Annotated in this window: 24 protein-coding genes and 1 pseudogene; 6 read left to right on the forward strand and 19 right to left on the reverse strand. The window is 50.0% G+C overall.

Annotated elements, in window-relative coordinates:
* Positions 1-7: 7 nt before the first annotated feature.
* The 3 genes and pseudogenes from glmS to J6J28_RS07680 form a co-directional block, all read right to left on the reverse strand.
* Positions 8-1,840, reverse strand: coding sequence for a glutamine--fructose-6-phosphate transaminase (isomerizing) (gene glmS, locus J6J28_RS07670; RefSeq protein ID WP_301720882.1), 1,833 nt, complete (start codon positions 1,838-1,840; stop codon positions 8-10).
* A 5-nt stretch (positions 1,841-1,845) separates the two neighbouring features.
* Positions 1,846-3,210, reverse strand: coding sequence for a bifunctional UDP-N-acetylglucosamine diphosphorylase/glucosamine-1-phosphate N-acetyltransferase GlmU (gene glmU / locus J6J28_RS07675; RefSeq protein ID WP_301720883.1), 1,365 nt, complete (start codon positions 3,208-3,210; stop codon positions 1,846-1,848).
* Between the two features lie 133 nt (positions 3,211-3,343).
* Positions 3,344-3,451, reverse strand: a pseudogene (locus tag J6J28_RS07680) (transposase); the annotation flags it as partial.
* 119 nt (positions 3,452-3,570) lie between these two features.
* Between J6J28_RS07680 and J6J28_RS07685 the strand changes: the two are divergent.
* Together J6J28_RS07685 and J6J28_RS07690 are read left to right on the forward strand one after the other, a co-directional pair.
* Positions 3,571-3,888 (forward strand): hypothetical protein, encoded by a 318-nt coding sequence (locus tag J6J28_RS07685; protein WP_301720884.1) that lies wholly within the window; start codon positions 3,571-3,573, stop codon positions 3,886-3,888.
* Positions 3,885-4,100, forward strand: a complete 216-nt coding sequence (locus tag J6J28_RS07690; protein ID WP_301720885.1) for a hypothetical protein — start codon at positions 3,885-3,887, stop codon at positions 4,098-4,100. Before J6J28_RS07685 ends, J6J28_RS07690 begins: the two co-directional genes overlap by 4 nt.
* A 322-nt stretch (positions 4,101-4,422) precedes the next feature.
* Here the strand turns inward: J6J28_RS07690 and J6J28_RS07695 are convergent, their stop codons facing one another.
* The 16 genes from J6J28_RS07695 to J6J28_RS07770 form a co-directional block, all read right to left on the reverse strand.
* Complete coding sequence (locus J6J28_RS07695; RefSeq protein ID WP_301720886.1) at positions 4,423-6,492, reverse strand: RHS repeat-associated core domain-containing protein; 2,070 nt, start codon at positions 6,490-6,492, stop codon at positions 4,423-4,425.
* 288 nt (positions 6,493-6,780) lie between these two features.
* Positions 6,781-7,197, reverse strand: a complete 417-nt coding sequence (locus J6J28_RS07700; protein ID WP_126772413.1) for a F0F1 ATP synthase subunit epsilon — start codon at positions 7,195-7,197, stop codon at positions 6,781-6,783.
* A 16-nt stretch (positions 7,198-7,213) separates the two neighbouring features.
* The gene (atpD, locus tag J6J28_RS07705) at positions 7,214-8,599 is read right to left on the reverse strand and encodes a F0F1 ATP synthase subunit beta (RefSeq protein WP_301720887.1); all 1,386 of its coding nucleotides are present in this window, start codon (positions 8,597-8,599) and stop codon (positions 7,214-7,216) included.
* A 39-nt stretch (positions 8,600-8,638) separates the two neighbouring features.
* Positions 8,639-9,511 carry a F0F1 ATP synthase subunit gamma gene (atpG, locus tag J6J28_RS07710; protein ID WP_301720888.1) on the reverse strand — a complete coding sequence of 291 codons (873 nt, stop codon included), beginning with the start codon at positions 9,509-9,511 and terminating at the stop codon, positions 8,639-8,641.
* A 57-nt stretch (positions 9,512-9,568) separates the two neighbouring features.
* The gene (atpA, locus tag J6J28_RS07715; protein ID WP_301720889.1) at positions 9,569-11,110 is read right to left on the reverse strand and encodes a F0F1 ATP synthase subunit alpha; all 1,542 of its coding nucleotides are present in this window, start codon (positions 11,108-11,110) and stop codon (positions 9,569-9,571) included.
* A 14-nt stretch (positions 11,111-11,124) separates the two neighbouring features.
* Positions 11,125-11,658, reverse strand: coding sequence for a F0F1 ATP synthase subunit delta (gene atpH, locus J6J28_RS07720; RefSeq protein ID WP_301720890.1), 534 nt, complete (start codon positions 11,656-11,658; stop codon positions 11,125-11,127).
* Positions 11,659-11,676: 18 nt separating this feature from the next.
* Positions 11,677-12,147 carry a F0F1 ATP synthase subunit B gene (gene atpF / locus J6J28_RS07725; RefSeq protein ID WP_301720891.1) on the reverse strand — a complete coding sequence of 157 codons (471 nt, stop codon included), beginning with the start codon at positions 12,145-12,147 and terminating at the stop codon, positions 11,677-11,679.
* Between the two features lie 48 nt (positions 12,148-12,195).
* Positions 12,196-12,429 (reverse strand): F0F1 ATP synthase subunit C, encoded by a 234-nt coding sequence (atpE, locus tag J6J28_RS07730; protein WP_034733567.1) that lies wholly within the window; start codon positions 12,427-12,429, stop codon positions 12,196-12,198.
* Between the two features lie 61 nt (positions 12,430-12,490).
* A complete protein-coding gene (gene atpB, locus J6J28_RS07735) occupies positions 12,491-13,348 on the reverse strand; it encodes a F0F1 ATP synthase subunit A (protein ID WP_301720894.1) in 858 nt (285 codons plus the stop codon).
* Positions 13,349-13,364: 16 nt separating this feature from the next.
* A complete protein-coding gene (locus J6J28_RS07740; protein WP_301720895.1) occupies positions 13,365-13,751 on the reverse strand; it encodes an ATP synthase subunit I in 387 nt (128 codons plus the stop codon).
* Positions 13,752-13,836: 85 nt separating this feature from the next.
* Complete coding sequence (locus J6J28_RS07745) at positions 13,837-14,736, reverse strand: ParB/RepB/Spo0J family partition protein (protein WP_301720896.1); 900 nt, start codon at positions 14,734-14,736, stop codon at positions 13,837-13,839.
* Between the two features lie 14 nt (positions 14,737-14,750).
* On the reverse strand, positions 14,751-15,548 hold the full coding sequence (locus J6J28_RS07750; RefSeq protein WP_301720897.1) for a ParA family protein: 798 nt from the start codon (positions 15,546-15,548) through the stop codon (positions 14,751-14,753).
* A gap of 6 nt (positions 15,549-15,554) precedes the next feature.
* Positions 15,555-16,175 carry a 16S rRNA (guanine(527)-N(7))-methyltransferase RsmG gene (rsmG, locus tag J6J28_RS07755; protein ID WP_301720898.1) on the reverse strand — a complete coding sequence of 207 codons (621 nt, stop codon included), beginning with the start codon at positions 16,173-16,175 and terminating at the stop codon, positions 15,555-15,557.
* A gap of 5 nt (positions 16,176-16,180) precedes the next feature.
* On the reverse strand, positions 16,181-18,082 hold the full coding sequence (mnmG, locus tag J6J28_RS07760; RefSeq protein WP_301720899.1) for a tRNA uridine-5-carboxymethylaminomethyl(34) synthesis enzyme MnmG: 1,902 nt from the start codon (positions 18,080-18,082) through the stop codon (positions 16,181-16,183).
* Between the two features lie 343 nt (positions 18,083-18,425).
* Entirely contained in the window at positions 18,426-18,887 is a 462-nt protein-coding gene (locus tag J6J28_RS07765) for a flavodoxin domain-containing protein (protein ID WP_301720901.1), read from the reverse strand.
* Between the two features lie 35 nt (positions 18,888-18,922).
* Positions 18,923-20,365, reverse strand: a complete 1,443-nt coding sequence (locus tag J6J28_RS07770) for a GGDEF domain-containing protein (RefSeq protein ID WP_301720902.1) — start codon at positions 20,363-20,365, stop codon at positions 18,923-18,925.
* Between the two features lie 138 nt (positions 20,366-20,503).
* Between J6J28_RS07770 and J6J28_RS07775 the strand changes: the two genes are divergently transcribed.
* Genes J6J28_RS07775 through J6J28_RS07790 form a run of 4 tightly spaced genes read left to right on the forward strand, consistent with a single transcriptional unit; the run spans position 20,504 to position 25,143 of the window.
* A complete protein-coding gene (locus J6J28_RS07775) occupies positions 20,504-22,957 on the forward strand; it encodes a M1 family metallopeptidase (RefSeq protein ID WP_301720903.1) in 2,454 nt (817 codons plus the stop codon).
* Entirely contained in the window at positions 22,947-23,447 is a 501-nt protein-coding gene (locus J6J28_RS07780; RefSeq protein WP_301720905.1) for a DUF6702 family protein, read from the forward strand. The genes J6J28_RS07775 and J6J28_RS07780 overlap by 11 nt, the downstream gene beginning before the upstream one ends.
* 20 nt (positions 23,448-23,467) lie before the next feature.
* Entirely contained in the window at positions 23,468-23,926 is a 459-nt protein-coding gene (locus J6J28_RS07785; protein WP_301720906.1) for a hypothetical protein, read from the forward strand.
* Complete coding sequence (locus J6J28_RS07790) at positions 23,923-25,143, forward strand: PQQ-dependent sugar dehydrogenase (RefSeq protein WP_301720907.1); 1,221 nt, start codon at positions 23,923-23,925, stop codon at positions 25,141-25,143. Before J6J28_RS07785 ends, J6J28_RS07790 begins: the two co-directional genes overlap by 4 nt.
* Positions 25,144-25,243 lie beyond the last annotated feature (100 nt).

Here is a 25,243-nt window from a genome sequence, read left to right on the forward strand (position 1 = left end):
CTAACCCTTACTCAACCGTCACCGATTTCGCCAAGTTCCGTGGCTGGTCAACGTCGGTGCCTTTGATGATGGCAACGAAGTACGACAACAGTTGAAGCGGGATGGTGTAGACGATAGGCGCGATGAGTTCGTCGCAGTGGCTGACGTTGATCACGCGCATGCTGGCGTCGCCCTGGAAGTGGGCGTCTTTGTCAGCGAACACGTACATGATGCCGCCACGGGCACGAACTTCTTCAACATTCGACTTCAGCTTCTCGAGCAACTCGTCATTCGGCGCGACCACGATCACGGGCATTTCCGCGTCAATCAGCGCTAGCGGGCCATGTTTAAGCTCGCCAGCGGCGTAGGCTTCCGCGTGAATGTACGAGATTTCTTTCAGCTTCAGCGCGCCTTCCATCGCAATCGGATATTGCGAACCGCGGCCTAAGAACAGACTGTGAAACTTGTCGGCAAACTCCGGGGCCAGGGCTTCAATTTCATCACTTAATAACAGCGCTTCTTCCAGTTTCGCCGGTAACGCTTTCAGGGCACCGACAATGTGCTGCTGCTTGTCACCCGACAGGCCGCGTGACTGACCTAAGGCCAGCACCAGCATCATCAGGCCAACGAGCTGCGTGGTGAACGCTTTGGTTGACGCCACACCTATTTCTGTCCCCGCACGGGTCATATAAGCCAGATCCGACTCACGCACCATCGAAGAGGTCGAAACGTTACAGATGGTCAGCGAGCCTTTATAACCAAGCTCTTTAGACAGACGCAATGCAGCAAGGGTATCCGCAGTTTCACCGGACTGTGAAATAGTCACCAGCAAGCTGTTCGGATGCACATGCGACTGCCGATAGCGGAACTCTGAGGCAATCTCGACATTGCAAGACACGCCGGCGAGGGCTTCGAGCCAGTAACGCGCGACCATACCGGCGTGGTAAGAGGTACCACAGGCCACAATCTGTACGTGCTCTATGTCTTTCAGTACGTCCATTGAGCCTTCTCCAAAGGCGTTACCGGAGACTTTGCCGTCGACCAGACGTCCTTCCAGCGCATTACGCACTGCACTTGGCTGTTCATGAATTTCTTTCAACATAAAGTGACGGTAGTTACCTTTCCCGCCCGCGTCGTACTGACCGTCTGATTCGTGGATGGCGCGCTCAATGCGGCTTCCCGAATTGTCGTATACCTTCACCTCGGTGCGGGTGATATCGGCCATGTCGCCTTCTTCGAGGTACATGAATTTGCGGGTGACCGGCAATAATGCGAGCTGGTCCGATGCAATAAAGTTTTCGCCGATGCCCAGTCCAATCACCAGCGGACTGCCGGAGCGAGCCACCACCAAGCGGCCGGGATCCTGACAATCCATGACCACAGTGCCATAAGCGCCATCAAGCTGCTTTACTGCAGCCTGTACCGCATCGAAAAGGTCAGCGTGCTGCTGCTTCTCATGATGCACCAAGTGACAAATCACTTCGGTATCGGTGTCTGAACGAAACTCATAGCCGAGTTCACGCAGCTTTTCCCGCAGTTTCGAATGATTTTCGATAATGCCGTTATGCACAACTGCGATGCAGTCGTTAGAAATATGGGGGTGCGCATTGGCTTCCGTGACGCCGCCATGCGTTGCCCAGCGGGTATGCGCAATACCAGTGGTGCCGCCAAGCGGATGCTCGCCGACCGCATCTTTCAGTTCCTGCACCTTGCCGGTGCGCCGTAGGCTTTCAATCTGGCCATTCTCGGACATCACCGCCAAACCCGCTGAATCATAACCACGGTACTCAAGGCGCTTTAAGCCCTCGAGCAAAATTTCGCTAATACGGCGCTCTGAAGTCGCGCCAACAATACCGCACATACTGCTTATCCCTTTTTCTGGGGCCGTTGCCAGCCCGTAATGTTGCGTTGTTTACCGCGAGCTATCCCAAGCTCGCCGTCTTCAATGGTTTTGGTGACGGTTGAGCCCGCACCGACAGTTGCCTGTTTACCAATGCGCACCGGTGCCACCAACGAACTGTTGGAGCCAATAAAGGCACCGTCGTCGATCTCTGTGGTAAATTTGTTGACGCCGTCGTAGTTGCAGGTGATGGTTCCCGCGCCAATATTAACACCGTCACCGATCACTGCATCGCCTAAGTAGGTCAGGTGGTTGGCTTTCGAGCCTTTGCCTAAGCGGGTCTTTTTCATCTCGACGAAGTTGCCGACTTTGGCGCCTTGCTCAAGCACCGAGCCCGGCCGCAATCGAGCGTAAGGTCCTACCTCACAATCTTCGCCTACCTGAGCGTCTTCGACGATACTGTGCGACTTTATGCGGGCACCTGCCGCAATGCTACAGTTGCGCAAAATGCAGTTGCTTTCAATCACGACACCTTCGCCAAGCTCAACCTGGCCCTCGAAAATGACATTCACGTCCACCACCACATCGTTGGCAATACGCACCGTACCACGCACATCCACCCGTGCCGGATCGAGCAGGGTGGCGCCGTCGAGCATCAGCTGCTCCGCCTGACGTTGTTGATAGGCCCGTTCAAGTGCTGCGAGTTGGACGCGGTTATTGGCACCTTCAACTTCGTGAATGTCCCGCGGCTGGGTCGATGCGATAGCAACGCCTTCCTGGGCGGCCATGGCGACGATGTCCGTCAGATAGTATTCACCCTGGGCGTTGTCATTGGAAAGCTGTCCGAGCCAGCGCTTCAGGGCTTTGCCGTGAACCAGCATCATTCCGGTGTTAGCTTCAGTGACAGCCAGCTGCTCCGGAGTAGCATCTTTTTGCTCGACAATGCCCGTCACATGCCCGTTAGTGTCACGCATAATACGGCCGTAGCCGGTCGGATCGGGAAGGGTAACCGTCAGTAGTGCAAGGTCGGTTCCACTGCCGGCTCTCACCAGATCCTGCAGGGTTTCAACGCGGGTCAAAGGCACATCGCCGTATAAAATGAGTACGTGCTCGTCGTCGTTTATGTGTGGCACGATTTGCTGAACCGCATGTCCGGTACCAAGCTGCTCTGCCTGTTCTACAAAATTTAACTGTTGCCCACCAAGACGTTCAAGTAACGTCTCAGCACCGTGGCCGTAAATCACATGAATGGCGTCCGTATCTAATTGCCGTGCACTGTCGATCACATGTTGCACCATAGCTTTATGGGCAACTGGATGAAGCACCTTTGGCAATGCTGAACGCATGCGGGTGCCCTTACCAGCGGCAAGAACCACTACACTCAATGCCATGAATCCTTCCATTTGTCGGTTGGTTAATCTGAAAGCCCTATTCTAGCTAGATTACAGGAAATTAACAGGTGGAAAATTGTTTTGTAGGGCACGCGCTTAGCTACTTTGCAGAATTTTTGCACAAGTGCTTCCTTGCGGAGCTCATACCGGGTTCACGGCATAGCTCTGGAACGGGAACACCGGTCTCGTTTTGTTTCAGAATCGCTACGACCTGACTGTTTGTGTACCGTGATTTGCGCATAGAAAATTCCTTCGTTTTAGTTCGACGGAGTTTTCTACTTATAACTGCTGCGATTTTTCGGGGGGATTACATAACTGCATTTGCTATACTTATGGCTCAGCAACTCAAGAGCCAGAGATATGCCTTATTGCCACACTTTATTTCAGACAGTAAAGCCCGAGCAAGTTGAAAACGTGCTGTCGAGGTTTGCCCAAGAGTGCTTCGTCGGCGGACAAGCAGCGTATCGGCTAGACGACGGATCATTTTCCATTGATGCGGGAGAAAATGATATTCGGGCAATCTATGATGAATCCAACACGGTCATCAGATTTTTTTGCCGTTACAAACGCGATGCAGGCTTTTACGATAGGAAACTCCAGACTTTTGCCGCCAAGCATGGCATTACTTCATCACTAACAATGGCGAGCAAACTAGGAACCGATGGGAGCAGAATATGACTAGTCAATTTGATGTGCTTACCTTATCTGAAACGGTTGCTCATGACAGCCGATCCGAGAAATTAAGCCATGACTTGCTAGCTCAGGGACAAACGCTTTATGGAAAAAATATAGAGTTCCCAGATTTCTTCGAACGCATCACGCCTGATGGCAAGAAATCCCTCGGCCATTGGCGCAATGGAGAATTTCAACACGTCATCAGCCTCCTGTAAAAACAAAGCCCCGCACGAGCGAGGCTTTGGATTCAAAAACTGAGTTAAATCTTAAATTTAAAAAATAGCCAGCTAAGAATCTTAAAGGATAATCCATATAACAGGATAAACGATAGAAGCATTAATCCAAACCCGCTTAAGACAGTAAGCTTGTCATATTCCCTTAGTGGCCTATTAACATCAATACCAAGCTCCGCTCCGACTTTATGAACTAACAGTACATAGAGAAAAGAAACAACACATACATTTATCAAATGTATCCATAGTCGAAGCTTTTTACCTCTTTCCGATACTGAATCAGAAAACTTAATAGACCTCATTATTAACAACCTGAACTTTGTTCGCAAACCTTACCCGCAGCGGCTGTACCTGCTGCGGCACCCGCTGCGTAGCCAGTCCCGACTTGGGCTTCCGCCGCAGAAGATTTGCTGGCTGCTTTAGTCAAGGATTGGGAATCAGCTAAAACCCTCTGTGAGCTAGATTGTGTCATATTGTGCGATGCATTACTTACACTATTATTCGGTAACCCCTTGGTAAGAACACCTTTTACAATATTAGCGGTCTGCTTAGCTGCCGCACCACCAACTAAACCCGTCACTCCTGCCGTAGCAACTTTTGCTCCATTAATATCTCCTGTCGCTATCTGATTGGCCATTTCACCAGCAGCACTCGCACCTCCTCCAAGTAAAGCCGATGATACAACTCCGCCACCAAGTGAGCTAGCTAATCCAACAGCACCACCTACTACTGATGCTCGTGCAACAGAGGAGAAAGTTGCATTATCGTTCGTTAAATATTCCGCTGCTCCACCAATAACCGCGCCTCCAACGGTCGCGACTAGTTGAACAATCCATTTACCGCTCGGATCCACCATATTAACCGGATCATTCCCCACATAAGCATAAAGATTCATCTGGTCTTCATAACCCACAGGGTCAGTTTGCAGGAATCGACCTAGCTTTGGATGATAAATCCGTGCTTTGTAGTAGTACAGCTCGGTGCCGGGGATGAGAATTTGCCCGGTAAAACGAAAGCGTGCATCGCTGCTGTGCTTCGGGTTGCCGTAGGCATCGTACTGATGCGCTTGCAGCAGGCCGCCATTGGCGGTCATCTCGGCGATGATGCTACCGCGCTCATCCGCCAGCAGATAACGGCGGGCGTTTACCCCAGCACCTTCGTAGCGAATGACCGGGTCATCGTTACCAAGGCCATGAATAAAGCGCCGCAACAGCGTGCCGTTGCTGTGATACTCCGCCACCAGCTCATCGCCGTCGTACAGATAATCGATGCTTTCGCCGTTGTGTACCGTGCGCGATAAGCGACCGGTAGCATCGTAGCTAAGGGTGACCGTATCGTCAGGACCGTTCGCTGCCACCAGGCGATTATGGGCATCGTAAACATAACTCCACCCATCAAAACCAGCCAGATTGCCCGCACTGGTGTAGTTCGCGTACTCTGGCAGGCCATCGACCGTAACTTGCGTATACTGGTTGAGGTTATTCACGCTGTAAAATTCAGTGCTTAGCGTCGGCACCTGAATTTGATAATCCGCGTTGCTGACCGTTTTGCTCTGCAACTGACTGGCCGGATTATAGCTGTAACTGCTGTCGTTGAATCCCTGGTGATCGAAATCAAGCACCCGGCTCATACCGTCGTAGCTGAACGTGGTGATGGTGCTGCCAGCACGCTCAATGCGGCTAACCCGACCCGGGCGGTCGTAACTAAAATCAATAACGCCCGTCGTGCCATTTTCAAAAATATCCGTCAGCCGCCCACCCGCATCATGACTGTAGGTCACATAGAAGCCATCCGGGAAGGTCGTGCGGGTCCGACGGCTTGCGCTGTCGTAACTGTAGAGCAGGGTACGATTATTCGTACGTTCCGAGATACGTCGGCCCAGGCCATCATAAACGTAAGCCACCACTTGCGCTCCACGGGTGACCTGAGTTTCACGGCCCAGACTGTCATAGCTAAAGTAAATGGTGTTTTCGTTCGGTATGACTGAGCTTGTACGCTGATCCCGGCTATCGTAGCTATGGATCAACGTCACCCCATCACGCTTGCGAAACGATGTCAGATTACCGTTCGCGTCATAACCATTTTGCTCATAGCTCACATCCGGGAAGGTCGTGCGGTACAGACGGTCATGCCCATCGTAACTGTACGTTGTACTATTGCCATTACCGTCCTCACGCCTGCTGACTTCGCCATTCGCGGTATAGGCCGTGAACTGCTCAATACCCTCGGCGGCGGTACCGAGCCCCGTCAGGGTACTTTTAAGATTTGAGTTCGCATCATAGCTATAGCTGGTAATGCGGTCAGGTCCGGCACTACCTTCACTGCCTAAGGTACATGCCGAAGCTGGCAAAGCACCAAAACTTGCAGCATTCATGCGTGCCGCTTCGCACAACAACCGCCCTCTGGTGTCGTAAGTATATTGCGTCACTTTCGTTAAAGCCGACGGTGCCGCCACTGTCGATTTGCTGACACGACTGCTATAACCAAAGATCTTAGGGATTCGGCACCGAAACGAGAGCGGTGTGGCCGTAGCAGAGCTTAGCGGTGAGCATGGGCACGAGCCCTTAAGCGAAAACGGGTGACAATCGGACGACTTTGCAGAATTTTTGCACAAAAAAGCCCAGCACGAGGCTGGGCTTTTAAATCAGTAGGCTGGTGCAAATTACTTGCGAATTTTACGAATAATCTGCAATTGTGCCAACGCCCGCGACAACTCTGCTGCAGCTTCAGCGTAGCTGAGGTCAGAGCTAGAATCTGCGATTGCTTCTTCAGCGCGTTTTTTCGCATCAAGAGCTTGTTGTTCATCAAGCTCTTCACCGCGAACGGCTGTATCAGCCAGAACCGTGACGTTGTGAGGCTGCACTTCCAGCACACCACCAGCAACGTAGATGATTTCTTCGTCACCGCCTTCTTTCACGACGCGAACCATACCTGGTTTGATTTTCGTGATAAGTGGCGCGTGACCTGGGTAAATACCCAGCTCACCTTCGCTACCGGTCACTTGCACGGTCTCTACGGCGCCGCTATATAAGCTATCTTCGGCGCTGACCACGTCAAGGTGTACAGTTTTTGCTGCCATTTAAACCTCCCGGTTCTTACATTTTCTTGGCTTTTTCGGCCGCTTCTTCGATGCTGCCAACCATGTAAAACGCTTGTTCTGGAAGGTCGTCGTAATCACCGTCTAAGATGCCTTTAAAGCCAGCAATGGTGTCTTTCAATGCAACGTATTTACCAGGCGCGCCGGTGAATACTTCTGCTACGAAGAACGGCTGTGACAAGAAGCGCTGAATCTTACGGGCACGAGATACGGTCTGCTTGTCTTCTTCTGACAACTCGTCCATACCCAGGATTGCGATAATGTCTTTCAGTTCTTTGTAGCGTTGCAGTACTGACTGCACACCACGTGCTACGTCATAGTGCTCTTTACCGATAACTTGCGGGTCAAGCTGACGTGAAGTTGAATCCAATGGATCAACTGCAGGGTAGATACCCAAAGACGCGATATCACGTGACAATACAACGGTCGCATCCAAGTGAGCGAAGGTTGTTGCTGGTGATGGGTCAGTCAAGTCATCCGCAGGTACGTATACCGCTTGGATTGAAGTGATTGAACCGGTCTTGGTTGAAGTAATACGTTCCTGCAATACACCCATCTCTTCAGCAAGTGTAGGCTGATAACCTACCGCTGATGGCATACGACCCAACAATGCTGATACTTCGGTACCGGCCAGGGTGTAACGATAGATGTTATCAACGAAGAACAGTACGTCACGACCTTCGTCACGGAACTTCTCTGCCATGGTCAAACCGGTTAACGCAACGCGCAAACGGTTACCTGGAGGCTCGTTCATCTGACCGTAGACCAAGGCTACTTTGTCGAGTACGTTTGAATCTTTCATCTCGTGATAGAAGTCATTACCCTCACGCGTACGCTCACCAACACCAGCGAATACTGAGTAGCCGCTGTGCTCGATTGCGATGTTACGGATAAGCTCCATCATGTTGACGGTTTTACCAACACCGGCACCACCGAACAGACCGACTTTACCACCTTTAGCAAACGGGCAAATCAAGTCGATAACTTTGATACCAGTTTCTAAAAGCTCGGTAGAGCTTGACTGTTCTTCGTACGAAGGTGCTGCACGGTGAATTGACATGCGCTCTTCTGCGCCAACGTCACCGGCTTCATCAATTGGCTCACCCAATACGTTCATGATACGGCCAAGGGTCTTTTTACCCACTGGCACCATGATTGGTTCGCCTGTATTTTCTGCTGTAATTCCACGACGCAGGCCGTCAGTAGTACCCATTGCGATTGTCCGCACGATACCACCACCAAGCTGCTGCTGCACTTCGAGGGTCAAACCCTTGAGGTCACCGTCGGTCACCTTCAGCGCGTCGTAGACCTTTGGCACGCTTGATTGTGGAAATTCGAAATCCACAACCGCGCCAATTATTTGCACGACCTTACCTTGACTCATGACATTTCCTCTAACTCTAAAATTCTTGCAAGCTTCGCCTTAAACCGCTTCGGCGCCCGATACAATTTCCGAAATTTCCTGCGTAATCGCTGCCTGGCGTGCTTTGTTGTACACCAACTGCAACTGATCGATGAGGTCTTCGGCGTTGTCGGTAGCGGCTTTCATTGCCACCATCCGCGCAGCCTGTTCACTCGCGATATTATCAACCACACCTTGGTATACCGTTGATTCAACGAAACGACGAATCAACATATCAAGGATTGATTGTGGCTCAGGCTCATACAAGTAGTCCCAGCTACCTGATTGCACACGATCCCGCTCTTCTTCGTCCGCCTTCGGCAACGGTAGCATCTGCGCTATCGTTGGCTCCTGCGTCATGGTGTTGACAAACTTGTTGTACACCAGGAACAAGCGGTCGATTTTGCCTTCGTCGAAAGCATCGAGCATCACTTGCACGGTTCCAAGCACATCGCTCACACTTGGCTTATCGCCAAGGCCTGATTTTTGCGCCAGTAAACGGCCTCCAAAGCGTTTAAAGAAACCCGTTGCCTTGCTGCCAATCGCAGCGAAATCAACCTCAACACCGTTGTCTTGCTGTGCTTTAGCGTGCTTGACCACCTGCTTAAATTCATTGGTGTTCAAACCGCCACACAGACCACGGTCAGTTGAAATCACGATGTAACCAACTCGTTTAACATCACGTTCTTCTAAGTACGGATGCTTGTATTCGAGGTTGGCATGGGCAACATGGCCGATCACTTTGCGAATGCTGTCGGCATACGGACGGCTTGCAGCCATACGTTCCTGCGCCTTTTTCATTTTGGACGCAGCCACCATTTCCATCGCACTAGTGATCTTCTGAGTATTGTTAATACTCCCGATCTTGGTTTTTATCTCTTTACCGCTGGCCATGATAATCTCCTGTTAACTCAACGACGTGTGGCCACTCTTTGGAAGTGGCCACGTTGCTTACCAAGACTGCGTTTTTTTGAAGGTCTTCAGACCTTCGTGCAGCTTGGCGTCGATGTCGTCGTTATAGTTGCCAGTTTTATCAATATCAGCCATCAGATCGGCGTACTCGCTCTTCATGTACGAAATTAACGCACTTTCAAAGTCGAGGATTTTGTCCTGCGCCACATCTTTGAGGTAGCCTTTTTCAGCTGAGAAAATGGACACAGCCATTTCTGCAACGCTCATTGGCTCATATTGGTTCTGTTTCATTAGTTCGGTGACACGCTGACCGTGCTCCAACTGCGAACGCGTTGCTTCATCAAGATCCGAAGCAAACTGTGCAAACGCTGCAAGCTCACGATACTGCGCCAATGCCAGACGAATACCACCACCAAGCTTCTTGATGATCTTGGTCTGTGCTGAACCACCTACACGCGATACCGAGACACCAGCGTTAACAGCAGGGCGGATACCAGCGTTGAACAAGTCAGTTTCTAAGAAGATCTGACCGTCCGTGATTGAAATCACGTTGGTAGGTACGAAGGCGGATACGTCACCGGCTTGAGTTTCAATGATTGGCAGAGCGGTCAATGAACCGGTTTTGCCTTTCACTTCACCATTCGTGTATTTTTCAACGTAGTCGGCGTTCACTCGCGCTGCACGCTCAAGTAGGCGTGAGTGCAAGTAGAATACGTCACCAGGATAAGCTTCTCGACCCGGCGGACGACGTAACAACAATGAAATTTGACGGTAGGCTACAGCCTGCTTCGACAAGTCATCGTACACGATCAAAGCGTCTTCACCGCGGTCACGGAAGAATTCACCCATGGTACAACCTGAGTAGGCTGCCAGGTATTGCAACGCTGCTGATTCAGAAGCAGAGGCTGCAACAACAATGGTGTTTTCCAAGGCGCCATGTTCTTCAAGTTTGCGTACCACGGAAGCAATGGTCGAAGATTTCTGACCGATAGCTACGTACACACACTTAATACCAGAGTCTTTCTGGTTGATGACGGCATCAACTGCCAATGCAGTTTTACCTGTTTGGCGGTCACCGATGATCAGCTCACGCTGGCCACGACCGATTGGAATCATCGCATCGATAGACTTGTAACCCGTTTGTACTGGCTGGTCTACTGATTGACGTTCGATAACGCCAGGTGCGATTTTTTCAACAGGCTCAAAGCCGTCAGCTTCGATAGGACCTTTACCGTCGATAGGTTCACCTAAGGTGTTCACTACGCGGCCCAGCAGTTTATTACCTACTGGAACTTCCAGGATACGGCCTGTTGATTTTACTTTAACGCCTTCTTGCAGATCCGCGTACGGACCCATAACAACGGCGCCGACAGAATCACGTTCTAAGTTCAACGCGATTGCGTAACGATTGCCAGGAAGCTCAATCATCTCACCTTGCATACAGTCAGCAAGGCCATGAATACGGATGATACCATCGGTTACAGAGATGATAGTACCTTCGTTACGAGCTTCACTGACCACTTCGAACTGTTCAATTCGTTTTTTGATCAGTTCTGCGATTTCATTTGAATTCAGTTGCATGCTCAAGTCCCCAATTAGGATTGCAGTGCATGGGCAAGCCGATCGAGCTTGCCTCGCACAGTACCGTCAATCACGGTGTCACCAGCTTTAATGTATAGGCCGCTGACAATCGCTGCATCGACACTGCAATTCAGCTTAACTTTGCGTGAAAAACGTTTCTCCAACGTTTGCGCTAGATTGTCCTGCTGCTTCTTCGTCAATTTGACCGCTGAGGTCACATCGACAGTGATTTCTTTTTCATGTTCTGAACGGAAACCACTATAAAGTTTTTCCACAGCTGTTAATGCTTTCAAACGACCATTTTCGGCCATAAGCCGTACGAAGTTCTGGCCATTCTCGTCCAGTTGTTCGCCGCACACATTAATGAAAACATCTACTTTCTTTTCTAGCGTTTCAGCGCTACTCAAAAACGTGGCCATCGCTTCGTCGTTCGCAACAGCGGCCGCAAAAGCAATCATATCGTGCCATTTTTCGATAGCGCCGTTCTCTAGTGCAAAATCAAAAGCTGCTTTTGCATAGGGGCGAGCAACCGTAGTCAATTCTGACATTTGCACAAACCCCTTTGGTTAGAGTTCAGCGACCAGTTTTTCAACAATGTCACTGTGAGCGTCTTTATCAATTTCACGCTCGATGATTTTACTTGCACCAGCAACAGCCAATACAGCTACTTGCTTGCGCAATTCTTCGCGTAAGCGGTTGCGCTCAGCCTCGACTTCAGAGTGACCAGCAGCAACGATTTTCTCGCGCTCTTGCTCGCCACGCTTTTTGCCGTCTTCGACGGTTTCGTCCGCACGTTTTTTCGCTTGGGCGATAATCTCAGCAGCCTGCGCTTTCGCGTCTTTCAGTTCGTCAGCAACTTTTGCTTGCGCTTCTTCAAGACTCTTCTCAGCTTTTTCACCTGCTGCAAGGCCATCGGCAATCTTTTTCTGACGAGCTTCAATCGCATTGTTCAGCGGCGGCCAAACAAACTTCATGCAGAACAGCACGAAGACGATAAACGCGATTAATTCACCAATCAGGGTCATATTTAAACTCATAGACCCACCCTCCTATTCGTTCAGTTGTTCGAGAAAGTTAATCGAGCCTTACAGAACGAACAACAGAACCATGGCGATACCAACACCGATCATTGCTACCGCATCGATCAGACCCGCCAAGATGAACATTTTAACTTGCAGAGAAGGCGCTAATTCTGGCTGACGTGCACACGCTTCCAGGAATTTACCACCCATGTTACCGAAACCGACTGCAGTACCGATTGCACCGAAACCGATCAATAGTGCTACAGCGATATACTTAAGACCTAACATTAGTTCCATTGTTTTCTCCGATATTTCAAAGGTTGAAGTTAAAGTTAAATTAAAAAGTTAATACTAAAAACTAGTGACTCTCAGAGCTGGCCATACTCAGATAAACAATGGTCAGCATCATGAACACGAACGCCTGCAGCACGATAACCAGGATGTGGAACACAGCCCACACAAAGTGTAACGGCAACTGCATTAAGCCAACCGCACCAATCAGAATGAAGATTAGCTCACCGGCATACAGGTTACCGAACAAACGTAACGCAAGTGAGAACGGCTTCGCGACAAGTGCGATAGTCTCGAGCAACAGGTTAAATGGAATCAGAATAATCTGAACCACTGTGTTGCTTGAATTAAATGGGTGCAGAGTCAGCTCTTTAATAAAGCCAACGATGCCTTTCATGCGGATGCCGTAACCAATCATCAACAGGAATACGCCAAGCGCCAGGGCTGCGGTCATGTTGATATCGGTCGTTGGCACGATCTTCATGTAAACATCATGAGAATCCACGCCGAAGGCTGTTTCGCCAACATAGCCAGCAAACGCCGGCAGGAAGTCCACAGGAATAAGATCCATCAAGTTCATCAGGAACACCCAGACGAAGATCGTCAACGCCAGTGGTGCTATGAGCTTGCTCTTACCATGGAAGGTATCGCGCACGTTATCAGAAACGAACTCAACGATCATTTCGATAAAGCACTGAAACTTACCGGGAATACCCGTATGCGCTTTTTTCGCCGCGCTACGGAATATCATTAAGAACAGAATGCCTAATCCGATCGACCAGGCGAGTGTGTCAATGTGCCACGTCCAGAACCCTGCTTCACTACACGCTTTGTTGAATGCAAAACCATTTTCGGTTGAGCACATCTTGGCGTTAGTTAAGTGGTGCTGAATGTGGCTCTGGAGCGTTAACTCTTCTGCAGCCATCTTAATTCCCACAATTTTAAGTTGATTTTAAAAACAAAATTGGTGCCAGCCACTGGATGAACAACACTGTGATGTAGCCGCTACAAACCGCTACGAGCGGGAGCGAAGTCAGCATCAACAGTGCGACCAAAAGGACTACAGTAAGGCTCACTTTCAGCGCCTCACCGGCAAAAAAATTACTGACGACTTGTTGCGCCGAGCGCGCGCCACCTTGGGCAAAAGCGCGCCATGCAAAGAGTGCTGTTGGAATCATGACGACGACTCCGCCACCAACAACACCCCAAAAGTATTCGTACGATGTCACTAACGAAAACGTGCAGGCCAGTAAAAATATGGCGCCTGCCTGAACCCGCAACAGTTTGGCTGCGAGTTGTTTTCCGGACTGTGTTAACGTCTCACTCAAGGGCTAAAAACCTCGTTAAAAAGCCCGCGCTAGTATAAAGATTTGCGCCCTAATTGCAAACAAATTGCAACTCGACGCCATAGCTTTACGACTCATCGCTGAGTTGGAAATGCGTAAGGATTCCGTCGAGCTCGTCTAAGCTACTGTAATTAATGACCACTTTTCCTTTGCCTTTGCGACCATGATTAATAGCTACTGCAGCACCAAGACTTTCGCTCAAACGCTGCTCCAGCCGCTGAATATCAGCATCAGGTTGCTTCGGTGCGGACTCTTTTTTCGGTTCCAACGCATTGCGAACCAATTTTTCCGCTTCCCGTACCGTCATAGCTTTTGCTGCAATAGTACGGGCAATTTCGCTTTGTTGTTCACCCTGCAGGGCTAATAATAATTTCGCGTGGCCAAGTTCGATATCGCCTCGTTCCAGCAAGGTTTTGGATTCCTGTTCGAGGTTGTTCAGACGTAACAAGTTGGTCACCGTTGCCCGCGATTTACCAACGGCATCGGCCACCTCCTGATGGGTCAACTGGAATTCGTCCAACAAGCGTTGCAACGCCGTGGCTTCTTCCATGGAGTTTAAATCTTCGCGTTGAATGTTTTCGATGAGCGCGATAGCAACCGCTGCTTCATCTGGCACGTCTTTGACCAGACAAGGGACTTCGCTGAGCCGCGCCATCTGCGCAGCACGCCAGCGGCGCTCACCGGCAATAATCTCGTAGCGATCGGTATCGACTTCACGTACCACGATGGGCTGAATAATACCCTGAGCTTTTACCGAGGCAGCCAGATCTTCCAGCGCTTCTGGTGACATATCTTTGCGTGGCTGATATTTACCTGGCTGTAAGAACTCGATAGGGAGCTTTTGCAATTCTCCCTTGCTCAGGTCATGCATTGGCTCACTTTCGGGTTGTTCATGATCACGGGCATTTTTGCTCGTGGTGAGTAACGCATCTAAACCGCGTCCTAGTCCTCGTTTCTTGACAGACATAAAGCTCAGGTTCCTCAGGCTTCAGCCGCTGCTTCGGCTTTTTTTTGTTGTTCTGCACGACGAATCAGCTCACCCGCAAGCGATAAATATGCTTTCGCGCCGGTGGAGGATTTATCGTAATACATGGCAGGTGCGCCAAAACTTGGCGCTTCAGCAAGTCGTACATTGCGGGGAATAACCGTACGGTAAACTTTGCTACCAAAATGTGCTTTCAGTTGCTCAGATACATCATTAGCCAGGCGATTACGCGGGTCATACATGGTGCGTAAAATACCTTCAATCGCAAGTTTAGGGTTCACTGCTTCAGCCAGCCGCTCGATGGTATCCATCAAGGCGGTTAACCCCTCCAGGGCGTAATATTCACACTGCATAGGGACTAAAACAGAGTCAGCCGCCGCCATCGCATTAACGGTCAGCATGCTCAGCGAAGGAGGACAGTCGATAAAAATGTAATCGTAATTATCACGCACCGGCTGCAGGGCGTTTGCCAGACGTTGTTCGCGGGCAAAAGCTTCCATTAATTTGATATCTGCGGCGGTCACATCACTGTTTGCCGCCACCAGGTGATACTTACCGTTGGTTTCGGTAACAATCACTTCTTGCGCAGGTTTCTGATCCACTAGGAGCTCGTAGGCGGTATTCTCAACATCGTATTTGTCGATGCCACTGCCCATGGTCGCATTGCCTTGAGGATCGAGATCAATCAATAAGACTTTACGTCGGGTCGCGGCCATTGAAGCAGCCAAATTCACTGCGGTCGTGGTTTTACCGACCCCACCTTTTTGATTTGCAATGGCTATTATTCTACCCACGTGAAGCTAACCTCTTGTTGAGATGATGACCAAATGCCGCTCTGCATCGACCCCTGGAACTTTGAGTTCAACTACTTTCTCGACGTTATAGTGCGCCGGTAAAGTGTCTAGTTCCGCTTGCGGATAAACGCCCTTGAGGGCATAAAACTGTCCGTCTGCTGTTGGCAAGTGCCGACACCAGTTGAGCATATCATTAAGCGACGCAAAGGCTCTACTGATGACACCATCAAATTTAGTTTCTGGATCATAGTTCTCCACCCGACTTTGCACAGCATTTACATTGTTGATGCCGAGTTCATGGCAGACCTGGCGAATAAAACGAATCCGTTTTCCTAAGCTGTCCAACAACACAAACTCTTTCTCTGGCTGCACAATGGCTAACGGTAAACCTGGTAGGCCAGGCCCGGTACCCACGTCAATAAAGCGATGACCTGAGAGGAAAGGTAACACTACCAAACTATCCACAATATGGCGACTGAGCATTTGCTCCGGGTCGCGCACAGAAGTCAAATTGTAAGCCTTATTCCATTTTGCCAGCAATTCTACCAAACGCACCAGTTGTTGCTGTTGCGAAACAGGGATTGTCAGCCCTGCTTCAGTAAGTAGTCCATTAAGTTTCGTTTGCATAATACCTATGCGCTTTTGCGCAGCAATCCTTGTTTTTTCAGATGGACCAGCAGCATGGAGATCGCCGCTGGGGTCACGCCCGAAATACGCGCTGCTTTACCAACGGTTTCCGGTTGATGCTCATTCAATTTGGCAATGACTTCGTACGATAATCCTTTGATGCCTGCATAATCAAAGCCCATCGGAAGCAACGTATTTTCGTGCCGCAATTGCTTAGCAATCTCATCTTTTTGCCGCTCAATGTAACCGGCATACTTGGTTTGGATCTCAACCTGTTCAGCCGCTTGCGCATCAGCAAGCGCAGGGCCTAATTCAGGAATTGCCATCATCGCGTTGTAAGTGATTTCCGGACGACGCAAGAGATCTTCACCGCTAACCTCTTTGGTGATCGGCGTTTTCACCAGCTCATTCACCGCATTTACTGCCGGATGATCTTTGTGGATCCAAGTACTGCGTAAACGCTGCTGCTCTTGCGCGATAGCTTCCATTTTTTCGTTAAAACGAGCCCAGCGTGCATCGTCCACCAACCCGAGTTCGCGACCTGTTTCGGTCAATCGCATGTCAGCGTTATCTTCGCGTAATAACAAGCGGTATTCGGCGCGCGAAGTGAACATGCGATAGGGTTCTTTGGTGCCAAGTGTCGACAGATCATCGATCAACACGCCCATGTAGGAGTTGTCGCGGCGCGGCGCCCAGCCGTCTTTGTCCTGAGCTTGGCGAGCCGCGTTAAGACCAGCTACCAGCCCTTGCGCACCAGCTTCTTCATAGCCTGTTGTGCCGTTAATCTGACCAGCGAAGAATAGACCCTGGATGTATTTGGTTTCCAAAGTTTGTTGCAGATCACGTGGATCAAAATAATCGTATTCGATGGCATAGCCTGGTCGCGTGATATGCGCGTTCTCGAAGCCCTTAATTGACCGGACCAATTGCACCTGAACATCAAAGGGTAAACTGGTAGAAATGCCGTTTGGATACACCTCATGGGTGTTCAAACCCTCAGGTTCGACAAAGATCTGGTGGGAATTTTTATCAGCAAAGCGCATCACTTTGTCTTCGATCGACGGGCAGTAGCGTGGTCCAACACCCTCGATGACGCCTGAGTACATGGGTGAACGATCCAATCCACCACGAATTACCTCATGGGTTTGATCGTTGGTATGGGTGATGTAACAGCTAATTTGCTGCGGATGATCTTCAGCTTTGCCCATAAACGAGAACAACGGCGTAGGGCTATCTCCAGGTTGCTCCTGCATGACTGAAAAATCGATCGTTTTGGCATCAATACGTGGTGGTGTACCCGTTTTCAGGCGATCAACCCGTAATGGCAGTTCGCGTAAGCGTTTGGCTAATGCGTTTGCCGGTGGATCGCCAGCTCGGCCACCCTGGTAGTTTTCTAACCCAATATGGATCTGACCACCAAGAAAAGTACCTACGGTTAACACCACTGTTTTCGCAGCGAACTTCAAGCCCATCTGGGTCACAACACCGACAACGCGATCATTTTCAACGATCAGATCGTCACAGGCTTGTTGAAATAAACTCAAATTTGGTTGGTTTTCCAGTGTACTGCGAATGGCAGCTTTGTAGAGTTCACGATCGGCTTGAGCACGTGTCGCACGTACTGCGGGACCTTTGGATGAATTTAGGGTACGGAACTGGATACCTGCGCGATCTGCTGCGTGCGCCATAGCACCGCCAAGCGCATCGATCTCTTTAACCAAATGTCCTTTACCGATGCCGCCAATAGCCGGATTACATGACATTTGTCCTAGTGTTTCGATGTTATGCGTCAACAAGAGGGTTTGACATCCCATACGTGCTGCAGCAAGCGCTGCTTCAGTACCGGCATGTCCACCACCAATGACAATAACGTCATAACGCTGATGGTAGTTTGAAGTGTTCGACATAAACGTAATCCTAGAAAAAATGTAGCCCAATAGTTTAACGGTTTTTTGCCTGGATCGAAACGGTTAAATTTCGCTCAAAAAGGCTTTAAAGATCTTAAGAGTATTTAAAGATCTTTTGTTTTGATCTTTTATTACTATTACTACTAGGATCGGAAAATCTGTGGATAAGGCTTTGCAGCCCATAAGGATCAAGGATCACAACGATCTGTAAAGATGTGTTCAGAGCATGATCCTTGTTCTGATCAACCGGTGGATAACTAGGGTGCTTATCCACAGGCCAAGTTATACACAGAGTTGTACAGTGGGTATATACAGATCTCAGGGGATCTTATACAAGCGTTACTCACAGCAGTTGTGTAAAAGATCCTAGCCATGTTGATGCTTTTTTCTCCGGATCATCCCGCGACATATCTATTTCGAGGCGTTCAGTAAGCCGTTTTGCACCAAGATCTTTGAGCGTTCGATCAAAATCGCGTCCCGCTTCGCAATAGGTATCATAGCAACTGTCGCCAACGGCAATAACGGCGTAATGAAGAGGATCTAGTGGAGGTTTCTTCGCGTGCAGATCGTCGGCAAAGGCGAGCATGCTGTCGCCGTACTCACCGGCGCCATGACTGGCAATACACGCCAGCCAATAGGTGTCAGTTGTCACAGCGTTCACCAGCTCTGTGTAATCAGGTTCGTAATGCATACGCGTGGTGAAGCCCTGCTCTGTGAGTTGATCGTTAAGTTGATCGGCCAGATATTCCGTGTTTCCAGAAGTGGTGGCAACAAGGATATCGATGGTAGGTCGTGTGCTTTGCATAACTGGTGGTGCCCTAGTCAAAACTCAGAGAATGTTTAGATAAATGATACCACCTGATCGCGGCCATTGCGCTTCGCTTTCAATAAGGCTTTGTCAGCGCGTTGCAGAGCTTCGTTCACATCCTCATCAGCTTTAATCTCAACAATACCAAAGCTTGCTTTAATCTGAATCATACCAGTTGCGACAGGAATTGCCGGCAATTTGGAACGTAATCGTTCGGCGGTACGATGGGCGTCTTCGAGATTTTGGTCGGGTAGCAACAGTAGGAATTCATCGCCACCGAACCGACCAATGACATCGCATTGTCGGATGTGCGCCCGAATACTCTGGGCGGCCATGATCAAGGCCTGATCGCCGACCAGATGGCCGAAGTCATCGTTGATTGCTTTGAATTCATCCAGATCAAATACCATCAGCGAGATGGGGAAGTCTCGACTCCGGCGCCCACTCAGCTGACGTTCGGCACAGGCGAGGAAGTAATTGCGGCTCGCGACCTGGGTCAGGCTATCGATCTGAGTCTGCTGGTGAAGCTGTTTGTTCTGTTGTAACAGCGACGGTACCGAAAGCCCGAAATAGGTATTGGCAGCAATGACACAAAGTGCAAACTGATAGGTGAGGGCATGGTCGTCAACGCCAACAAAACCGAACCAGGCGGCGATAAAGAAGCTGGTCAGGGCCAGGCTTAGCAATGACCTTTCGATAGACTCTGTATAGACGATCCATAACTGTGGAACGCTCAGGAAGAAGATAAAATAGGCGATCGCAGGGTGACCAAATAGGTAATCAGCACCAAGCACCACCATCACTAACGCCAACATGAGGACGAGGCGTTTGCTCCATAACTGTCGATAGAGTGGCGCTGAAGAAACTTTTACGTTTAATGGGCGTAGCCAACTGGTGTCCAGCTGCCATATACGGCCTAATACCAACATGAAAAATGGTGTTAGTACGAGTGCGCCCGCCAGATCGCCAATCCACCAGGCTAACCAGCTATTGAGAACATCGGCTGGGGTCATAGTGTCTATCAGATAGAAGGCGATGAGTCCCAACCAGGCACCGAGTAAAGTGGTCAGGAATATAATGATAAGAAAATAAAGAACGCGCTGGGGGATATGCTGAATATCCCAGGAACCGACGAAACGGCGAAAGTAGAACCCGCCTAGGGCAAAGGCAATGGTGTGTGCGCTACCGAGTAGTAATGAGTGCTGAGCTTGTTGCAAGATTGAGAGTTGCGAATTCTCCTGCCAGTACATCCAGAAACCGACCAGAGTTGCCGCAGCCAGAACCGGCAAAAATGCTCGCCGGCCAATTAAGATAAATGCAGCGAGAGATAATCCTGCAGGCGGATACCAGAGACTGATATACGGTTGATATTCCAGCAGCATCGCCGCCCACCACACCAGCAGCCAGAGGCTAATGAGTGCCAGATAACGGAATGACGATAAGGATAGATTCTCTAGGCTTCGCGAGTTCAACATTAAGTCCTTTCGGTTACACAATGACTAATGTAAAGCATCTAATGCGACAAATGGAAATTTTTTACGACCAGTGAAATGGCCTATTCAGGCCAATTTTGGTAACGTCTCCGGATCCTTTATGAAACAATGAGTAAGACTATGCAACGTACTAGTTTTTGGCTTGCTTTTGCAGCCATTGCAGCGGTGAGCTTTGGCGCAAATGGAAGTGCATCTGCTTCGGCAATCAAGCAAACCAAGGGTGACTTTGAAGATAAGTTTCGTCAGTTAGACGAAGTATTGCCAACCCCTAACGTTTACCGCAGTGCGGCTGGCGAACCCGGTGAGCAGTATTGGCAGCAACAAGCCGACTATCAAATCAATGTACGTTTAGACGAAGAAAAGCGTCGTATCGATGCCAAAGAGACCATCGGCTATCAGAACAACTCTCCATATACCCTGAAATACATCTGGATCCAGCTGGACCAGAACATTTTCCGTAACGATTCCAGAGCAGAGCGCAGTGCAACCTTCGGTAGTCATCCGGACACTGACCTGCGCGGCATTGATAAGCCGGCGCGTATCTCTCTGGGCGAGCTTCGTCGTCAGCAGTTTATGACTGACAACGAATTAGGTTTTGCGATTAACAATGTCGAAAATGGTGAAGGCCAATCACTGAGTTTCACCATTGTTGGCACCAACATGCGGGTCGACCTGGCAGAGCCATTGGCACCAGGCGCACGTACCTCACTTGCCATAGACTTTGGCTTTAACATCGTTGAAGAAGATGCAGTGGGTGCACGCTCAGGTTATGAGCACTTCCCTGACGATGCGCGTGAAGGTGGTAATGATATCTTCTTACTGGCGCAATGGTATCCGCGGGTTGCTGCTTTTACCGATTACGAAGCCTGGACCAATAAAGAGTTTCTAGGCCGTGGTGAGTTCACCATGGAATTTGGTGATTTTGAAGTCAATATTGATGTACCAGCGGATCATATTGTCTCTGCAACAGGTGTTTTGCAAAACCCGAAGCAGGTATTAAGCAAAGAACAGCAGCGTCGCCTGGAAAAGGCAAAAACTGCTGATCGCCCCGTATTTGTGGTGACTGAAGAAGAAGCCCTTGAGAACGAAAAAGAGGGCACCAGTAAGCGCAAAGTTTGGCGTTTTGCGGCAGAGAATGTCCGCGATTTTGCCTGGGCTTCGTCACGTAAGTTCATGTGGGATGCAAAAGGCTACCAGCAAGGCGGTGACGTACAACCGCTGGTTATGGCCATGTCCTTTTTCCCGAAAGAAGGTGGCGACTTGTGGAAGAAATACTCGACTGAGTCCGTCATTCACACCATGGAAGTTTACAGCCGGTTCTCGTTTGATTACCCGTATCCGACCTCACAGTCGGTTAACGGTCCGGTGGGTGGCATGGAATACCCAATGATTACCTTCAACGGTCCGCGTACTGAGCTGCAGGAAGATGGTACACGCACCTATTCACTAGCTGAGAAGCGCTTCTTAATTGGTGTTGTGATTCACGAGATTGGGCACATCTACTTTCCTATGATCGTGAACTCAGACGAACGTCAGTGGACCTGGATGGACGAGGGACTGAACAGTTTCCTTGACGGCGTTGCCGGCCGTGAGTGGGATCCTTCGATTCCATGGGGCGTTGAGCCACGTGGTATCGTTGATTACATGAAGTCATCGGTGCAGGTTCCTATCATGACGCAGTCAGATAGCGTGTTGCGCCTGGGCCCTAACGCCTACAGTAAACCTGCGGCCGCACTGAATATTCTGCGTGAAGTTATTCTCGGCCGTGAGTTGTTTGATTTTGCCTTCCGTGAGTACGCGCAGCGTTGGATGTTCAAGCGTCCGACCCCCGCTGATTTCTTCCGGACCATGGAAGAAGCGTCAGGTGTTGATCTGGACTGGTTCTGGCGGGGTTGGTTCTACAGTACCGATCATGTCGACATCAGCCTTGATCGTGTTTACAAGTTACGTTTGGATACACAAGATCCGGACATCGACTGGGAACGCCGTCGGCAGGAGCAAGCGGATAAGCCGGTGTCGTTTTTCGTACGCCGCAATGAGATAGAAGGTCGTAAGACGTGGGTCGAAATGAACCCTGATGTGCGCGACTTTTATGACGAAAACGATCGCTTCACCGTGACCAACAAGCAACGCAACGCTTATCAAAGTTTCCTTGAAAAGCTCGATCCATGGGAGCGTCGGGTATTCGATCGCGCCATTGCGGAAGATAAGAACTACTATGTTTTGGATTTCTCCAATCTGGGTGGTCTGGTGATGCCAATCTTACTGCAGATGACCTATGCAGATGGCACGACGGAAGATTATCGCATCCCTGCTGAAATCTGGCGTCGCAACACGAAAGATGTCAGTAAGTTGATTGTTACTGACAAAGAAGTGGTGAGTTTTGCAGTAGATCCAAACTGGGAAACCGCAGATGTGGATATCGAGAATAACTACTATCCGCGGAAAATCATCCCTTCACGTATCGAAGCCTATAAATCAGAGCGCGGCACCGACCATATCAGTCGTGACCTGATGCAGGAAGCGAAGAGCAAGCTAAAAGGCGATGAGGACAGCGACAACGATGAAAACTAAGTCGTTGATCGTTGGTTTACTGGCCTGTTTGTGGGTGGGTAGCGTAGCTGCCCACCAACTAAAATCTGCTGTTACAACGATTCTCTTTAACGAACGCACCGGTAATATCGAGATCATGCACCGCTTCAATTTGCATGATGCTGAACACGCCGTTGGAGAGTTGTTTCAAAAGCAGCAGGTGGATATTCACACCGATGAAAAAACCCGTGCGCTGTTTGCAGCCTATGTGCTGGATAAGTTTAAGTTAGCGACCGCGGAAGGCGAACCCTTGCCGTTATCGAGTGTGGGGTATCAGGTTGATGGCCGTGATTTCTGGGTTTATCAGGAAACCCCTGTGCCAAAGAAGGTGACCGGTCTTGAGGTCAGCCACAAAGCATTACAGGAGTTATGGTCGGAGCAGCAAAACCTGGTCAATATTGAAGGCAAAGGTGAAATTAAGAGTCTACAATTTAATGCAAATGACGATAGACTGACCGTACAGTTCGACTAATTTTTGCCACTGGAGGCGGTATGGTTCGAATGATAATTGCCTTTGTTCTGGCCATGGTCGCTGCGGCGATAGTGGGTAGTATCATCCAGACACAGTTTAATCTTGCCGCCTTAGTTGAGCTTTCCGTTCCTATTTCCTTCGATACCCGAATTTCTACGATAATTCATGATCTTCTCCATTTTTCGCCGACGTTCGCAGTAATTATTGCCGCGGTAATGGTCGTTGCGCTGCCGGTGGCCTATGCCATTTCACGCTGGCTGGACCACGGTGAACGTTGGTGGTTTACGCTGGCGGGTTTCGTTGGCTTGCTGGTTGGCTTCTACGTGGTTAACGAGTTGGCACCCATGCCCACGCTTATAGCGGCAACCCGCAGTTGGCCGGGGCTTGTCAGTATGTCGTTAACCGGCGCCTTAGCCGGGTGGTTGTTTGATCGCCTGTGGCATCCGACCGAGCAAGAACTTAAGGAGCCTGTGGTATGAGTACTTGGCGGAAGAAAGTAAAAAAAATCCTGCTGTGGCTGAGTCTTGAGTTGGTCATCGTGGTGGCGGCTGTGCTGCTTATTCCTCAGGCTCAAGCGTCTCAGTCACACGTGCCAGATGTGGAAGCGGAGCCGACAAATGGGTTTGGGGTCATGGTGATTGCGAATGAACTCAAGCATCCCTGGTCGTTGGTCGAACTTCCCGGACACCCTCTTCATTTCTTGGTGACCGAGCGCGATGGCGGGTTTAAGCGTATTTCTGAGTTGGGATTTATTGATGACATCCCATTGGTACTTCCCGATCTCTTTGTATCTGGTCAGGCAGGCTTATTCGCGGTGAGTCTGGCACCTGATTTTGCGACCTCAAGAGCTGTGTTTTTCAGCTACGCCTGTGGCACAGCAACAGCAAACTCGACCTGTGTGGTGCGAGGGAAGTTAAGTGGTAGCTTGCCGCTAAAAGTCACTGGGCTGACCAAGATCTTCACTGCTCAACCGCTTCGGGAGGGGGCTGCACATTACGGTGGACGCATGGTATGGCTTCCCGATGGCACCTTACTGCTAACCTTAGGCGATGGCTTTGACTATCGTGAGCAGGCACAGAATCTTGATAACCATATCGGCAAAATCGTGCGCATGAGTCCCACCGGCGATGCGGTTGCCGGGAACCCTTTCCCGAATAAGGCTGGCGGCTATATTTTCAGTTATGGCCATAGGAACAGTCAGGGATTGGTTTATGATGCAGAACAGAATGTGATTTGGCAGCATGAGCATGGTCCGCGCGGTGGCGATGAACTCAACCGCTTGCAGGCAGGCAAGAATTACGGCTGGCCCATGACCAGCTACGGCGTCGACTATACCGGTGCACTGGTCACGCCTTATAAAGATTTGCCGGGTGTCACGGCACCCGAGTATCAATGGACGCCTTCCCTGGCACCAGCCGATATGGTGATCTATCAAGGTGACCTGTTTTCGCAGTGGGAAGGCGCTTTACTGGTCGCGCAGTTAGCCGGGCGCCGTCTGCAAGTTCTGCAAACTAGTGAAAACGGTTGGCAGGTTGCCCATGAGTTATCCTTTACCGATTCTGCAGCCGATGCGGAACCGAATAAACAGCGGATCCGCGCGGTGACCGTTGCCAGTGATGGCGCAATTTATGTGTTAACCGATAGCAGTTCAGGGCAGTTGCTAAGAGTCACTCCGGCAGGCCATTCATCCTTCTGAGCTGAGAATAGGATTCCTACACAGCTAAAGTACGCAGCTAAAGTTTGTGTAAAGCAACCTCGCGATTTTGCAGCGATGTGCTACTTTGTAAAGACGAACA

It is taken from the genome of Pseudidiomarina terrestris (assembly GCF_030466375.1).
Taxonomy (GTDB): Bacteria; Pseudomonadota; Gammaproteobacteria; order Enterobacterales; family Alteromonadaceae; genus Pseudidiomarina; species Pseudidiomarina terrestris.

Coding starts and splice junctions, on each gene's coding strand:
- atpE (WP_034733567.1), bottom strand. CDS start 12,429: ATGGAACTAATGTTAGGTCTTAAGTATATCGCTGTAGCACTATTGATC.
- glmS (WP_301720882.1), bottom strand. CDS start 1,840: ATGTGCGGTATTGTTGGCGCGACTTCAGAGCGCCGTATTAGCGAAATT.
- atpF (WP_301720891.1), bottom strand. CDS start 12,147: ATGAGTTTAAATATGACCCTGATTGGTGAATTAATCGCGTTTATCGTC.
- J6J28_RS07780 (WP_301720905.1), top strand. CDS start 22,947: ATGAAAACTAAGTCGTTGATCGTTGGTTTACTGGCCTGTTTGTGGGTG.
- mnmG (WP_301720899.1), bottom strand. CDS start 18,082: ATGTCGAACACTTCAAACTACCATCAGCGTTATGACGTTATTGTCATT.
- atpG (WP_301720888.1), bottom strand. CDS start 9,511: ATGGCCAGCGGTAAAGAGATAAAAACCAAGATCGGGAGTATTAACAAT.
- J6J28_RS07685 (WP_301720884.1), top strand. CDS start 3,571: ATGCCTTATTGCCACACTTTATTTCAGACAGTAAAGCCCGAGCAAGTT.
- J6J28_RS07745 (WP_301720896.1), bottom strand. CDS start 14,736: ATGTCTGTCAAGAAACGAGGACTAGGACGCGGTTTAGATGCGTTACTC.
- J6J28_RS07700 (WP_126772413.1), bottom strand. CDS start 7,197: ATGGCAGCAAAAACTGTACACCTTGACGTGGTCAGCGCCGAAGATAGC.
- rsmG (WP_301720898.1), bottom strand. CDS start 16,175: ATGCAAACGAAACTTAATGGACTACTTACTGAAGCAGGGCTGACAATC.
- glmU (WP_301720883.1), bottom strand. CDS start 3,210: ATGGCATTGAGTGTAGTGGTTCTTGCCGCTGGTAAGGGCACCCGCATG.
- J6J28_RS07775 (WP_301720903.1), top strand. CDS start 20,504: ATGCAACGTACTAGTTTTTGGCTTGCTTTTGCAGCCATTGCAGCGGTG.
- atpD (WP_301720887.1), bottom strand. CDS start 8,599: ATGAGTCAAGGTAAGGTCGTGCAAATAATTGGCGCGGTTGTGGATTTC.
- J6J28_RS07790 (WP_301720907.1), top strand. CDS start 23,923: ATGAGTACTTGGCGGAAGAAAGTAAAAAAAATCCTGCTGTGGCTGAGT.
- J6J28_RS07785 (WP_301720906.1), top strand. CDS start 23,468: ATGGTTCGAATGATAATTGCCTTTGTTCTGGCCATGGTCGCTGCGGCG.
- J6J28_RS07770 (WP_301720902.1), bottom strand. CDS start 20,365: ATGTTGAACTCGCGAAGCCTAGAGAATCTATCCTTATCGTCATTCCGT.
- J6J28_RS07695 (WP_301720886.1), bottom strand. CDS start 6,492: ATGAATGCTGCAAGTTTTGGTGCTTTGCCAGCTTCGGCATGTACCTTA.
- atpA (WP_301720889.1), bottom strand. CDS start 11,110: ATGCAACTGAATTCAAATGAAATCGCAGAACTGATCAAAAAACGAATT.
- atpH (WP_301720890.1), bottom strand. CDS start 11,658: ATGTCAGAATTGACTACGGTTGCTCGCCCCTATGCAAAAGCAGCTTTT.
- J6J28_RS07690 (WP_301720885.1), top strand. CDS start 3,885: ATGACTAGTCAATTTGATGTGCTTACCTTATCTGAAACGGTTGCTCAT.
- atpB (WP_301720894.1), bottom strand. CDS start 13,348: ATGGCTGCAGAAGAGTTAACGCTCCAGAGCCACATTCAGCACCACTTA.
- J6J28_RS07765 (WP_301720901.1), bottom strand. CDS start 18,887: ATGCAAAGCACACGACCTACCATCGATATCCTTGTTGCCACCACTTCT.